Annotated in this window: 9 protein-coding genes; 6 read left to right on the top strand and 3 right to left on the bottom strand. The window is 70.9% G+C overall.

Annotated elements, in window-relative coordinates; translation table 11 throughout:
- Window positions 1-53: 53 nt before the first annotated feature.
- From IEZ11_RS19470 to IEZ11_RS19455, 4 genes are all read left to right on the top strand, one after another.
- A complete protein-coding gene (locus tag IEZ11_RS19470; protein ID WP_089098517.1) occupies window positions 54-335 on the top strand; it encodes an acylphosphatase in 282 nt (93 codons plus the stop codon).
- A 383-nt stretch (window positions 336-718) separates the two neighbouring features.
- On the top strand, window positions 719-922 hold the full coding sequence (locus IEZ11_RS19465) for a hypothetical protein (RefSeq protein ID WP_089099736.1): 204 nt from the start codon (window positions 719-721) through the stop codon (window positions 920-922).
- Between the two features lie 247 nt (window positions 923-1,169).
- A complete protein-coding gene (locus tag IEZ11_RS19460; protein WP_189264067.1) occupies window positions 1,170-5,012 on the top strand; it encodes an SMC hinge domain-related protein in 3,843 nt (1,280 codons plus the stop codon).
- A 297-nt stretch (window positions 5,013-5,309) separates the two neighbouring features.
- The gene (locus IEZ11_RS19455; RefSeq protein ID WP_189264066.1) at window positions 5,310-6,728 is read left to right on the top strand and encodes a sugar porter family MFS transporter; all 1,419 of its coding nucleotides are present in this window, start codon (window positions 5,310-5,312) and stop codon (window positions 6,726-6,728) included.
- Window positions 6,729-6,948: 220 nt separating this feature from the next.
- On the opposite strand, the gene IEZ11_RS19450 is transcribed toward IEZ11_RS19455, so the two are convergent.
- Together IEZ11_RS19450 and IEZ11_RS19445 are read right to left on the bottom strand one after the other, a co-directional pair.
- Entirely contained in the window at window positions 6,949-7,920 is a 972-nt protein-coding gene (locus IEZ11_RS19450) for an LLM class flavin-dependent oxidoreductase (protein ID WP_189264065.1), read from the bottom strand.
- A gap of 60 nt (window positions 7,921-7,980) precedes the next feature.
- Window positions 7,981-9,453 carry a cytosine permease gene (locus IEZ11_RS19445; protein ID WP_189264064.1) on the bottom strand — a complete coding sequence of 491 codons (1,473 nt, stop codon included), beginning with the start codon at window positions 9,451-9,453 and terminating at the stop codon, window positions 7,981-7,983.
- A 137-nt stretch (window positions 9,454-9,590) separates the two neighbouring features.
- Between IEZ11_RS19445 and ftsY the strand changes: the two genes are divergently transcribed.
- Window positions 9,591-10,793, top strand: coding sequence for a signal recognition particle-docking protein FtsY (ftsY, locus tag IEZ11_RS19440; RefSeq protein WP_189264063.1), 1,203 nt, complete (start codon window positions 9,591-9,593; stop codon window positions 10,791-10,793).
- Window positions 10,794-10,899: 106 nt separating this feature from the next.
- On the opposite strand, the gene IEZ11_RS19435 is transcribed toward ftsY, so the two are convergent.
- The gene (locus tag IEZ11_RS19435) at window positions 10,900-11,556 is read right to left on the bottom strand and encodes a bifunctional DNA primase/polymerase (RefSeq protein WP_189264062.1); all 657 of its coding nucleotides are present in this window, start codon (window positions 11,554-11,556) and stop codon (window positions 10,900-10,902) included.
- Window positions 11,557-12,013: 457 nt separating this feature from the next.
- Here IEZ11_RS19435 and nsdA point away from each other — a divergent pair, with 457 nt between their 5' ends.
- Window positions 12,014-13,498, top strand: a complete 1,485-nt coding sequence (gene nsdA / locus IEZ11_RS19430) for a transcriptional repressor NsdA (protein ID WP_189264061.1) — start codon at window positions 12,014-12,016, stop codon at window positions 13,496-13,498.
- Window positions 13,499-13,691 lie beyond the last annotated feature (193 nt).

The raw sequence follows: 13,691 nt of genomic DNA, 5'->3' as shown, positions 1-13,691 counted from the left end.
TACCGCCGGAGGAGGAAGTGTCCCGAGTGAGATTGGGCGGTTAGGTTGCACCCATGAGCGAGGATGTGCGACTGGTCGCCTGGGTCCGTGGACGTGTGCAGGGTGTGGGTTTCCGCTGGTTCACGCGTGCCAAGGCGCTGGAGATCGGCGGCCTGAGTGGTTTTGCTCTCAATTTGGGCGACGGTCGCGTCCAGGTGGTCGCGGAGGGTTCCCGGACGGGCTGCGAAGGGCTGCTCGACTGGCTCCAGGGTGATGACACGCCCGGGCGTGTGGAGGGTGTCACCGAGATCTGGGACACACCCCGCGGCGGCTACGACGGCTTCGCCATCCGTTGAGCCCACTCTGTAAAGCCGTGCAGGCGGAAGCGGAGTGATCTGCCACCGGCATGTGCCCCGAGCAGAAATGGCCTGGTGGTTGCCAAGAAACGCGCGTCGTGGCAGGCTCCGCACTTACAGATGATCGCCACGCCCTGAGGGCCCCGCAGGAGTCGCCGCGCCGCCCGCCCAGGGCCGCCCGACCCCGGGTTCGCCCGCCAATACGGGGCGTGATCGTGTTGACCGTCAAACTTTTTGGTGAGACGCTGAAAGCCCCGCGCACCTTAGCTGTTTGGCATGGCGCAACAGTCGAGCAACACTCGGATGTGTCAAGCACCGCGGGTGCGAATCCCTCACGACCCACACCGCTTCGGTCGGTCACTCAGTGTGGAGGACCATCCATCATGGCAAAGGCGCTTCTCGGTTACGTCGGCGGCTCCGACCCGCGACTCCTCGCCGAGATGCGACGGCTCCAGCAGCGAGTCCAGGACCTCGAATCCGAGCTGGTACGGATCCAGGCCGAGAACGACGAGCTGACGGCTGCCGCTTCTCCCGACAGGATCATGGAGAGCATCGACGCACACCAGGCGGAGCCTGCGCTCACCTGATCGCTGCATCGCTCCACAACAGCACATGCGGCGGTTGGGCAGCCCTTTCAACCGCTTAAGTTGTCAAGATTTGCAAGGGACGCCCCGGCGTCCCTTCTTTCTTGCGCCCCCGCTCCCCGCCCGTTCCAGCCCCGCGCATCCTTTCACCTTCTTTAACGTCTGATGTGCCCTGCATGTTCATGTGCGAAACCGCGAGGTTGCGAGGGGTCGTGGAGTGCGGTAGCGGCGCCGGGTAGAGTCCGGCGGCGTGCACCTCAAGGCCCTGACCCTCCGCGGGTTCAAGTCGTTCGCCTCGGCGACCACGCTCCGGTTCGAACCGGGGATCACGTGCGTCGTCGGACCGAACGGCTCGGGCAAGTCCAACGTCGTGGACGCGCTCACCTGGGTCATGGGGGAGCACAGCGCCAAGTCGCTGCGCGGCGGCAAGATGGAGGACGTCATCTTCGCCGGCACCACCGGGCGGCCCCCGCTGGGCCGTGCCGAGGTGTCCCTGACCATCGACAACTCCGACGGGGCCCTGCCCATCGAGTACGCCGAGGTCACCATCACGCGGATCATGTTCCGCAACGGCGGCAGCGAGTACCAGATCAACGGCGACACCTGCCGCCTCCTGGACATCCAGGAACTCCTCTCCGACTCCGGCATCGGCCGCGAGATGCACGTCATCGTCGGCCAGGGCCAGCTCGACTCGGTCCTGCACGCGGACCCGATGGGCCGCCGCGCCTTCATCGAGGAGGCCGCGGGTGTCCTCAAACACCGCAAGCGCAAGGAGAAGGCCCTCCGCAAACTGGACGCGATGCAGGCGAACCTGGCCCGCGTACAGGACCTGACCGACGAACTCCGCCGCCAGCTCAAGCCCCTCGGCCGCCAGGCCGCGGTCGCCCGCCGGGCCGCGGTCATCCAGGCGGACCTCCGCGACGCCCGGCTGCGCCTCCTCGCCGACGACCTCGTACGACTGCGCCAGGCACTCCGGACGGAGGTCGCCGACGAGGCCGCCCTCAAGGAACGCAAGGAAACCGCCGAGCAGGAGCTGAGGAAGGCCCTCCAACGGGAGGCGCTGCTGGAGGACGAGGTACGCCGCCTCTCCCCGCGCCTGCAACGGGCCCAGCAGACCTGGTACGAGCTCTCCCAGCTCGCCGAACGCGTCCGCGGCACCATCTCGCTGGCCGACGCCCGGGTGAAGAGCGCCACCTCCGCGCCCCCCGAGGAACGGCGCGGCCGCGACCCCGAGGACATGGAGCGCGAGGCGCACCGGATCCGTGAGCAGGAGGCCGAGCTGGAGGCCGCCCTGGAAGCGGCCCAGCACGCCCTCGACGACACGGTCGCGCACCGCGCCGAGCTGGAACGCGAACTGACCGTCGAGGAACGGCGCCTGAAGGACGTCGCCCGCTCCATCGCCGACCGCCGCGAGAGCCTGGCCCGGCTGAACGGCCAGGTCAACGCGGCCCGCTCGCGCGCCGCGTCCGCCCAGGCCGAGATCGACAGGCTGGCCGCCGCCCGCGACGAGGCCCAGGAGCGGGCGGTCTCGGCGCAGGAGGAGTACGAGGCGCTGAAGGCCGAGGTCGACGGTCTCGACGCCGGCGACGAGGAACTGGCCGGGCAGCACGACCGGGCCAAGCAGCAGCTCGCCGAGGCGGAGGCCGCCCTGACCGCGGCCCGCGAGGCGGTCACGGCGGCGGAACGCAGCCGCGCCGCGACCCAGGCCCGTCGCGAGGCGCTGGCGCTGGGCCTGCGCCGCAAGGACGGCACAGGAATACTGCTCGGCGCCCGGGACCGCCTCACCGGCATCCTGGGCCAGGCGGCGGAACTGCTCACGGTGACCCCGGGCCACGAGATCGCCCTGGCAGCGGCCTTCGGCACCGCGGCAGACGCCATCGCGGTGACGACCCCGGCCGCAGCGGCCGAAGCCATCCGCCTCCTCCGCAAACAGGACGGCGGCAGAGCAGCCCTCCTACTGTCAGGCTCCCCTGAACCCCCCCAGCCCGCAGCACCCAGCTCTGCAGCGCCCCGGTCCGAGGTGCCCCGTCCGGACGCGCCACACTCCGAAACACCCCAGTCCGTAGAGCCCCGTCCGGACGCGCCACACTCCGAAACACCCCAGTCCGTAGCGCCCCAAAGGGGCGCGGGGAACGGCGCGGCCAGCCACGACGGCGCCGCACTCGGCCGGCGACCGACCGCGCCCCTCGAAGAGGCCGCCGACTGGGCAGCGCCCGACAGGGGCGCGGGGAACGGCGCGGCCAGCCACGACGGCGCCGCACCCGGCCGGCGACCGACCACGGCACCCCCGTCAGGGAACTTCGCCGCCGACCTGGTCCGCGGTCCCAGCGACCTGATGCCCGCAGTACGGCGGCTGCTCACGGACATCGTCGTCGTCGACACGCTCGATGCCGCCGAGGATCTTGTCTACCGCCACCCCCACCTCACCGCCGTGACCGCCGAAGGCGACCTCCTGGGCGCCCACTTCGCGCACGGCGGATCCGCCGGCGCACCCAGCCTCCTCGAAGTGCAGGCCTCCGTCGACGAGGCCGCGGCCGAGCTGGAAGAGCTCGCCGTCCGCTGCGAGGAACTGGCCGAGGCCCAGGAGTCGGCCCAGGCGCTCCGCAAGGAGTGCGTCGCCCTCGTCGAGGAACTGGGCGAGCGGCGCCGCGCCGCCGACCGCGAGAAGTCGGCCGTGGCCCAGCAGCTCGGCCGCCTCGCCGGCCAGGCCCGCGGCGCGGCCGGCGAGGCGGAACGTTCCACGGCCGCCGCCGCCCGCGCCCAGGACTCTCTCGACAAGGCCCTCGAAGAGGCCGAGGTCCTGGCCGAGCGGCTCGCCGTGGCCGAGGAGATGCCCGTCGAGGAGGAGCCCGACACCTCCGTACGGGACCGGCTGGCCGCCGACGGCGCCAACGCCCGCCAGACCGAGATGGAGGCCCGCCTCCAGGTCCGTACCCACGAGGAGCGGGTCAAGGGCCTCGCCGGCCGCGCCGACTCCCTCGACAGGGCCGCCCACGCGGAACGCGAGGCACGCGCGCGTGCCGAACAGCGCCGGGCCCGGCTGCGCCACGAGGCGTCCGCCGCCGAGGCCGTCGCCGCCGGCGCGCGGCAGCTGCTCGCACACGTCGAGGTCTCGGTCGGCCGCGCCGAGCAGGAACGCACCGCCGCCGAAGCCGCGAAGGCCCGCCGCGAGCAGGAACTGACCGCCGCCCGCAGCACCGGCCGCGACCTCAAGGCGGAACTCGACAAACTCACGGATTCAGTTCACCGGGGCGAGGTACTCGGCGCCGAGAAGCGGCTGCGGATCGAGCAGCTGGAGGCCAAGGCGCTGGAGGAACTCGGTGTCGAACCGGCGGGACTCGTCGACGAGTACGGCCCGCACCAGCTGGTGCCGCCCTCGCCCGCCGCCGAGGGCGAGGTGCTGCCGGACGACCCCGAGCACCCGCGCAACCAGCCGAAGTCCTTCCACCGGGCCGAGCAGGAACGCCGGCTCAAGGCGGCCGAGCGGGCCTACCAGCAGCTCGGCAAGGTCAACCCGCTCGCCCTGGAGGAGTTCGCGGCCCTTGAGGAACGGCACAAGTTCCTCAGTGAGCAGCTGGAGGACCTGAAGAAGACCCGCGCCGACCTGCTTCAGGTCGTGAAGGAGGTCGACGAGCGCGTCGAGCAGGTCTTCGCGGAGGCGTACCGGGACACGGCGCGGGAGTTCGAGGGCGTCTTCAGCCGTCTCTTCCCGGGCGGCGAGGGGCGGCTGATCCTGACCGACCCCGACAACATGCTCACCACGGGCGTGGACGTCGAGGCCCGCCCGCCGGGCAAGAAGGTCAAGCGGCTCTCCCTGCTGTCGGGCGGCGAACGCTCGCTGACCGCCGTCGCGATGCTGGTGTCGATCTTCAAGGCACGTCCCAGCCCGTTCTATGTCATGGACGAGGTCGAGGCGGCCCTGGACGACACCAACCTCCAGCGGCTGATCCGCATCATGCAGGAGCTCCAGGAGTCGTCCCAGCTCATCGTGATCACGCACCAGAAGCGCACGATGGAGGTCGCCGACGCGCTGTACGGCGTCTCCATGCAGGGCGACGGTGTGTCGAAGGTCATCAGCCAGCGGCTTCGCTGACGCTGGGTCCTGGCCGACTTCTTCGGGTGCGGGTGCGTTGTGGCTGGTCGCGCAGTTCCCCGCGCCCCTTTGGGGCGCGTCATCGTCACCTCTTCTTCAAGAACTGAACGCATTTTCATTGCGTGGTATCTGCAACTTCACACCTTGCCCCCTGTTGACTTCGAAACTTGAAGGCATAGTCTCTGCAACGTTGCTTTTACCTTCAGGTGTGAGTGGTGTGATCTTGTGCGCCACTTAGTCCTGAGAGGGCTCACCCCCCACCCCCGGCAGCGTTGCCGGTGGCCCGAGGAGTTTCTTGTGACCAGCACTGCGCAGGCACCCCAGTCAGGAGCCGGGACGGCTCACCCCGATCACCTCGGGCATGTCATCTTCATCGCGGCGGCGGCCGCGATGGGCGGTTTCCTCTTCGGCTACGACAGCTCCGTCATCAACGGTGCCGTGGAGGCGATCCGGGACCGCTACGACATCGGGTCCGCTGCCCTCGCCCAGGTCATCGCCATCGCCCTGATCGGCTGCGCCATCGGCGCCGCGACCGCCGGCCGGATAGCCGACCGCATCGGCCGCATCCGGTGCATGCAGATCGCCGCCGTGCTGTTCACCATCAGCGCCGTCGGCTCGGCGCTGCCCTTCGCCCTGTGGGACTTCGCCTTCTGGCGGATCATCGGCGGCTTCGCGATCGGCATGGCCTCCGTCATCGGCCCCGCGTACATCGCCGAGGTCGCCCCGCCCGCCTACCGGGGCCGCCTCGGCTCCTTCCAGCAGGCCGCGATCGTCATCGGCATCGCCATCTCGCAGCTGGTCAACTGGGGCCTGCTGAACGCCGCCGGCGGCAACCAGCGCGGCAAGCTGATGGGCCTGGAGGCCTGGCAGGTCATGCTCGGCGTGATGGTGGTCCCGGCCGTCCTGTACGGTCTGCTCTCCCTGGCGATCCCCGAGTCCCCGCGCTTCCTGCTCTCCGTCGGCAAGCGGGACCGTGCCCGCGCGATCCTCGCCGAGGTCGAGGGCGAGAGCGCCGACCTGGACGCCCGGGTCGCCGAGATCGAGCACGCGATGAAGAGCGAGCACAAGTCCACGTTCAAGGACCTGCTGGGCGGCTCCTTCTTCTTCAAGCCGATCGTCTGGGTCGGCATCGGCCTCTCGGTCTTCCAGCAGTTCGTCGGCATCAACGTCGCGTTCTACTACTCCTCCACCCTCTGGCAGTCGGTGGGCGTCGACCCGACGGACTCGTTCTTCTACTCCTTCACCACGTCGATCATCAACATCATCGGCACCGTGATCGCGATGATCTTCGTGGACCGCATCGGCCGCAAGCCGCTGGCCCTCATCGGCTCGGTCGGCATGGTCGTCGGCCTCGCCCTGGAGGCCTGGGCCTTCTCCTACCACCTGGTCGACGGCAAGCTCCCCTCCGCGCAGGGCTGGACGGCCCTGGTCGCCGCCCACGTCTTCGTCCTCTTCTTCGCCCTGTCCTGGGGTGTGGTCGTCTGGGTCATGCTCGGCGAGATGTTCCCGAACCGGATCCGTGCCGCCGCGCTCGGTGTGGCCGCCGCCGCGCAGTGGATCGCCAACTGGGCCATCACCGCGAGCTTCCCGTCGCTGGCCGACTGGAACCTCTCCGGGACCTACGTGATCTACACGGTCTTCGCGGCCCTCTCCATCCCGTTCGTCCTCAAGTACGTCAAGGAGACGAAGGGCAAGTCCCTGGAGGAGATGGGCTGACCGCCCTCCCCGACTCGGGGAGAAGGGCCAAGTCCCCGCTGCCCCTCTCCTCGTACTCCCCGTCGCCCCGCCCGGTCACTGCCCGGGCGGGGCGACGGCTTCGCGCCCACCGCACAGCCCCGACGCCCCCCGCCCCCGCCGCTTCACCCCCTCCGCCACGACAGCGCTGTCCGACGGTGCCGAAGCTCCCGAAGTCGTCTGTCGGCAGGGCTTGTCCCCGCTACGCCGGTAGCGCCGGGAGTACGGTCTCCGCGAAGAGCCGCAGGCTTCGCCAGCCCTCCTCCACCGGCATGCCGCCGGCCAGCGGATGCAGCACGAGGTTGTCCAGTCCCGCCGTCACGCACTCCTGCGGCGTGAGGATCCGGTAGACGCCCTCCGCGCGGAGCTCCGCCACCGTCGCGGCCGTCGACCGCACCGCCGAGCGGATGTCCCCGGACTGCCAGGACGCGTAGGTCCGGGCCTCGTGCAGGAAGTGCTCGCCGTACCGCGCCCACGCCCGGTCCGGGTCCTCGGCGATGTGCAGCAGCGGCGTCTCGGCCGTGGGCATCATCGTCCAGCCCTCCGTGCCGTACTCGGTGAGCTGCTCCTTGTAGTACGCCTCCAGCTCCGGCAGATGCGCGCTCGGGAAGAACGGCAGGCCCAGGCGGGCTGCGCGGCGGGCGGCGGCCCTGGAGGAGCCGCCGACCAGGAGGAGGGGGTGCGGGTCGGTGAAGGGGCGCGGGGTGACCCGTACCGTACGGCCCCGGTACTCGAACTCCTCCCCGGTCCATGCCTTCAGCAGCGTCTCCAGCAGCTCGTCCTGCAACCGCCCCCGCCGCTTCCACTCCACGTCGAACAGGGCGTACTCCTCGGGCCGGTAGCCGATCCCGGCCACCGTCACCAGGCGGCCCCCGCTGAGCAGGTCGAGCACCGCGATGTCCTCCGCCAGCCGCAGCGGGTCGTGCAGCGGGCCGATCACCGCGGACACGGTCACCGCGATGGTCCGGGTCGCCCCGAACACCGCGCCCGCGAAGGCGAACGGCGACGGCAGCCAGTTGTTGTCGACGCCGTGGTGCTCCTCGGTCTGCACGGTGGTGACCCCGTGCTCGTCGGCGTACGCGGCCATGTCGAGGGCCGCTCGGTACCGGGCGCCCAGGGTCGCCGGGGAGGCGCCGGGCTCGACGAGGTTGAAGCGGACGACCGTGACGGGCATGGGAGTTCCCCTTCGCCTTGGCTGGCCGGCGGGTGTGCGGGGACAGTAGCTGACGGTACGTCAGACAGCCAGGGGTGCGGACTTCCCGGCCGAGGCCGGCACCACCGCCGGCTTCGGCAGCACCGCGTACAGCAGGCCCGAGACGACGATCGTCGCGAGCCAGCCGAGGCCGTACCGGCCGACGGGGTTGCCGTCGGCGAGCGGGCCGGTGAACCAGTCGCAGGTCGTGAAGAGCAGGCCGGTGGCCAGGCCCAGCGCCCAGGCCGCGACGGCGGCGGGGGAGAAGCCGGCCCGGTACCAGTAGGCGCTGGTCCGGGTCGTGTCGAGGAGGGCCGCGGCGTCGTACTCGCGGCGGCGGAGCATGTCGACGCCGAAGACGCCCACCCAGGCCGAGAACGCCACCGCCAGCAGCGACAGGAAGGCGGTGAAGGAGGCCATGAAGGAGGTCGCGGCCAGCATCAGGACGCCGCCGAGGAGCAGCGAGATGACCGCGTTGACGGCGACCGCCCAGTGCCGGTGGACGCGGAAGCCCAGCGTCTGCGCGGTGAAGCCCGCCGAGTACATCGACATCGCGTTGATCAGCAGCATCCCGGCCAGGGCGACGAGGAGGTAGGGGACCGCGAGCCAGAGCGGGAGGCTCTCGCCGAGGAACGAGACCGGGTCGGCCGCCTTCGCGAGGCCCGGCCTGGCGGACGCCGTCACCGCGCCCATCAGGACCAGGGGGAGTACGACGATCCCGGCGCCGCCGACCGTGTTGCGTACGATCGCCGCGGAGGGCGCCGTACCCGGCAGATACCGCGTGAAGTCCGGCGCGGTCGGTGTCCAGCTCATGCCGCCCGCGGCGATCAGCCCGGCCCCGGTGACCATCGCGGCCACGGGCCCGGCGCGCTGCCCGAACACCGCGGCCCAGTCCGTCACCGCGATCAGCCGGCCGAGCACCAGCACGGAGAAGGCGCCGAACAGCCAGGTCGCCCACCGGTTGCAGTACCGCACCGCCTTGATGCCCATGCCCGAGATCGCGAACGTGGTGATCACGAAGAGGAGCAGGGTGACGATGATCAGGACGGTGTTGCGCCTGATCCCGAACAGGATCTCCAGGACGGTCAGCAGCGCATAGGCGCCGGTCACCGCGTTGATCGTCTCCCAGCCCCAGCGGGCGACCCAGATCAGCCCGCCCGGGAGCAGGTTGCCGCGCTGGCCGAAGACCGCGCGGGAGAGCGCCATGCCCGGCGCGCCGCCGCGTCTGCCCGCGATGCCGATCAGGCCCACCAGGCCGTACGCCACGGTCGGGGCCGCGACGCCGACCACCAGGCACTGCCAGAAGTTCAGCCCGAAGTCCACCACCAGGCTCGCGCCCATGGTCACCAGCAGGACGGTGATGTTGGCGGCGATCCAGGTGGGGAGCAGACCGCGGGGGGTGGCGGTGCGCTCGGAGTCCGGGACCGGTTCGATGCCCCGGGTCTCCAGGCCGTGCTGCTCCAGTGACTCTTCGAGATGTTCGAGCGCGCCATCGTGGTGGGCGGTGGTGCTCATGTCAGCCATCGTACGATAGTCCAACCAATCTCACCAAAAGCTATCAAAAACGCCATCATGCTTCGAGGTATCACCCGGAAACTCCCGCGCGAGGGAGCAAAGTCGGCCGCGGGGGAGAGATGGATACTGGACGCGTTATGGAAACCGTCATCCTTGCTGTAGTCATCGCCGTGGTCGTGCTCGGTGCGCTCGGCGGGCTCGTCATCGGCAGCCGGCGCAAGAAGTCGCTGCCCCCGCCGCCCCCCGCCGCGCCCGACATCACCGCGCCACCGGCCGAGCCGCACGTCGGCGACGAGGCCGAGACGCCGCGCGACGAACCGCGCCGGACGATAGAGGAGGTCGACCTTCCCGACGGCTCGGCCCCGGTCGCCGTCGAAGAGCCCCTCGTCCCCGAAGCGCCCGCGATCGAGATCCCGGAGCCCACCGCCGGCCGGCTGGTCCGGCTGCGCGCCCGGCTCTCCCGGTCCCAGAACGCCCTCGGCAAGGGGCTGCTCACGCTGCTCTCGCGCGAGCACCTCGACGACGAGACCTGGGAGGAGATCGAGGACACCCTGCTCACCGCCGACGTCGGTGTGCAGCCCACCACCGAACTCGTCGACCGGCTGCGCGAGCGGGTCAAGGTGCTCGGCACCCGCACCCCCGCGGAACTGCGCGGTCTGCTGCGCGAGGAACTGCTCAACCTGGTCGGCACCGATGCCGACCGCGCGGTGAAGACCGAGCCAGAGGACCGCAAGCCCGGCATCGTGATGGTCGTCGGGGTCAACGGCACCGGCAAGACCACCACCACCGGCAAGCTCGCCCGGGTCCTGGTCGCCGACGGCCGTACGGTCGTGCTCGGCGCCGCCGACACCTTCCGGGCCGCCGCCGCGGACCAGCTCCAGACCTGGGGCGAGCGGGTGGGCGCCTACACCGTGCGCGGGCCGGAGGCCGGTGACCCCGCCTCCGTCGCCTTCGACGCGGTGAAGGAGGGCAAGGAGATGGGGGTCGACGTCGTCCTCATCGACACCGCCGGCCGGCTGCACACCAAGACCGGCCTCATGGACGAGCTGGGCAAGGTCAAGCGGGTCGTCGAGAAGCACGCCCCGCTGGACGAGGTGCTGCTCGTCCTCGACGCCACCACCGGGCAGAACGGCCTGGTCCAGGCCCGGGTCTTCGCCGAGGTCGTCGACATCACCGGCATCGTCCTCACCAAGCTGGACGGCACCGCCAAGGGCGGCATCGTGATCGCGGTCCAGCGCGAGCTGGGTGTCCCCGTCAAGCTGATCGGCCTGGGCGAGGGCGCGGACGACCTGGCGCCGTTCGAGCCGGAGGCGTTCGTGGATGCCCTTATCGGTGACTGACCTTGAGGTGAGTAAATCTACTCACTCGCTTGAGAAGCGCCCGCTCCCGAGATGCAGTCGGGGACGGGCGCTTCGGCGTATGGGTCGGTCGTCCGGGTCCCCGCGGCTACGCCCGTGACCGGTGCGCCACGTAGGCCAGGGTGCCCAGCAGCAGCCGTGCCGCCGGCGGGCGGGTCGCCGAGTCCAGGGCCGGCGGCCGCAGCCAGCGCACCGGGCCCAGGCCGCCCCGGTCGGACGGCGGCGCGGTGAGGTGGCTGCCCGCGCCGAGGCCGCGCAGGTCCAGGGAGGTCGGGTCGTCCCAGCCCGTGCGGTAGAGCAGCTCGGGGAGTTCGGCGGTGGCTCCCGGGGCGACGAGGAACTGGGCGCGGCCGTCCGGGGTGGCGATGACCGGGCCGAGCGGGAGGCCCATCCGCTCCAGGCGCACCAGGGCGCGGCGCCCGGCCGCCTCCGCGACCTCGATCACGTCGAACGCGCGGCCGACCGGCAGCATCACCGCGGCTCCCGGGAACTCCCCCCAGGCCTTGGTGACCTCGTCGAGCGTGGCGCCCGCGGGCACCTGGGGGGCGAAGTCCAGCGGATGCGCTCCCGGGGCGGGGCAGTCGGCGTGCCCGCAGGAACACGCGCCGGCCGCGGTCCGGGCGCCCGGCACCACGTCCCAGCCCCACAGTCCGGTGAACTCGGCGACGGCGGTGCAGTCCGATGAACGACCGCGCCGACGCGTGCCGGAGCGGATCTCGCGAATGCCGCCGATCGTGAAGCCCATGCCCCCTCCAACGGGTCCGGCGCGCCGGTGGTTACGACACGGAACGGGACGAGAACGGAACGTGACGCTACGGCTCCGCCTTCCCTCGCGCCCGCAAGGTCACGGCAGCGCCCCGAAGCGTCCCGGGTGGTGCACCTGGGAGTGTGCGCCCCCGCGTGCATCGCTCCGCCTACTCCCGGCCGTTCTATGTCAAGTGAATCGCGCCAAGGGCATCGTGAGTTCATTCGAAGGGGTGGCGAATGGTGGCGTTTCCGGGATCGCCATGGCTGGACCAGTGATCGTAGGATTACTTTGAGTGCACGAGGCCTGGGGGCACATGCACTCATGGGTATGCCGGAGGCAACTCGACATCCCGTTCGAAGGGTGAGAACTACCGGACGGGAGGCCGTATTTACCGGCATTCTGATAGGGCTTGGCGCATCCGGCATCAAGTGGTCTCAGGGATGGGGGCGTTCCAGTGGGCGGCAACGGCGGTAGCGGGGCGACCGCGACCAGTACGGACAAGCGCCCCAACGAGCTGCTCAACTCGTGGTTCGTGCGCAGCGGCTGGTCGAAGGGCGAGCTGGCACGGCAAGTGAACCGCAGAGCACGCCAGTTGGGCGCCAACCACATCTCCACGGACACGTCCCGGGTGCGCCGCTGGCTCGACGGGGAGAACCCGCGCGAGCCGATCCCCCGGATCCTCTCCGAGCTGTTCTCCGAGCGGTTCGGCTGTGTCGTCTCGGTCGAGGACCTCGGGCTGCGGGCCGCCCGCCAGTCACCCTCCGCGACCGGCGTCGACCTGCCCTGGACGGGCCCGCAGACGGTGGCCCTGCTCAGCGAGTTCTCGCGCAGCGACCTGATGCTGGCGCGGCGCGGCTTCCTCGGAACCTCGCTGGCGCTGTCGGCGGGCCCGTCCCTGATCGAGCCCATGCAGCGCTGGCTCGTGCCCTCGCCCGGCGCGCCGCAGTCGGCCCCCGAGTCGGCGGCCGAGTCCCGCCGCCCCGGCCGCCTCTCCCGGCCCGAGCTGGCCCTTCTGGAGTCCACCACGGAGATGTTCCGCCAGTGGGACGCCCAGTGCGGCGGGGGCCTGCGCCGCAAGGCGGTCGTCGGCCAGCTGCACGAGGTCACCGACCTGCTCCAGGAACCCCAGCCCGAGGCCACCGCCCGCACGCTCTTCAAGGTCGCCGCCGAGCTGGCCGAGCTGGCCGGCTGGATGTCGTACGACGTCGGGCTCCAGCCCACCGCCCAGAAGTACTTCGTGCTCGCCCTGCACGCGGCCAAGGAGGCCGGCGACAAGCCGCTGGGCTCGTACGTCCTGTCCAGCATGAGCCGCCAGATGATCCACCTCGGCCGGCCCGACGACGCCCTGGAGCTGATCCACCTCGCCCAGTACGGCAGCCGGGACTGCGCGAGCCCGCGCACCCAGTCGATGCTGTATGCGATGGAGGCCCGCGCCTACGCCAACATGGGGCAGCCCGGCAAGTGCAAGCGGGCGGTCCGGATGGCCGAGGACACCTTCGCCGAAGCCGACGACTGGGACGACCCGGACCCCGACTGGATCCGCTTCTTCTCCGAGGCCGAGCTCTACGGCGAGAACAGCCACTCCTTCCGCGACCTCGCCTATGTCGCCGGCCGCAGCCCGACCTACGCCTCCCTGGCCGAGCCGCTGATGCAGCGGGCCGTGGAGCTGTTCGCCAAGGACACCGAGCACCAGCGGTCGTACGCGCTCAACGTCATCGGCCTGGCCACCGTGCACCTGCTGCGGGGCGAGCCCGAGCGGAGCACCGTGCTGGCCTCCGAGGCCATGGGCATCGCCAAGAAGGTGCGCTCGGAACGCGTGAACACTCGTATTCGAAAGACGGTCGACTCGGCCGTCCGCGACTACGGGGATCTGGCGGCGGTCGTCGACCTCACCGAGCAGCTCGCCGTCGACCTGCCGGAGACCGCCGAGGCGGTCTGAATCCCGGTAACCCCAAGACCCCGGCCGCGGCCGGCCCTCCCGAACTGCCCGACTCGGCTCCCCCACGCCAGGTCATCGGAAGGCCACCGCGGCCGGTTCCATTCCTCCCAGAGAAGGTTGCGCCACGATAACGATCCGGTCGGCGAACATCAGGCAGTTCACCGACGCGTAACACCCGCGACTCCTTCGTCAC

Source organism: Streptomyces fuscichromogenes (assembly GCF_014645815.1).
GTDB lineage: Bacteria > Actinomycetota > Actinomycetes > Streptomycetales > Streptomycetaceae > Streptomyces > Streptomyces fuscichromogenes.
The sequence above is the reverse complement of the archived record's forward strand: the minus strand, read 5'-3'. Positions and strand labels throughout refer to the sequence as shown.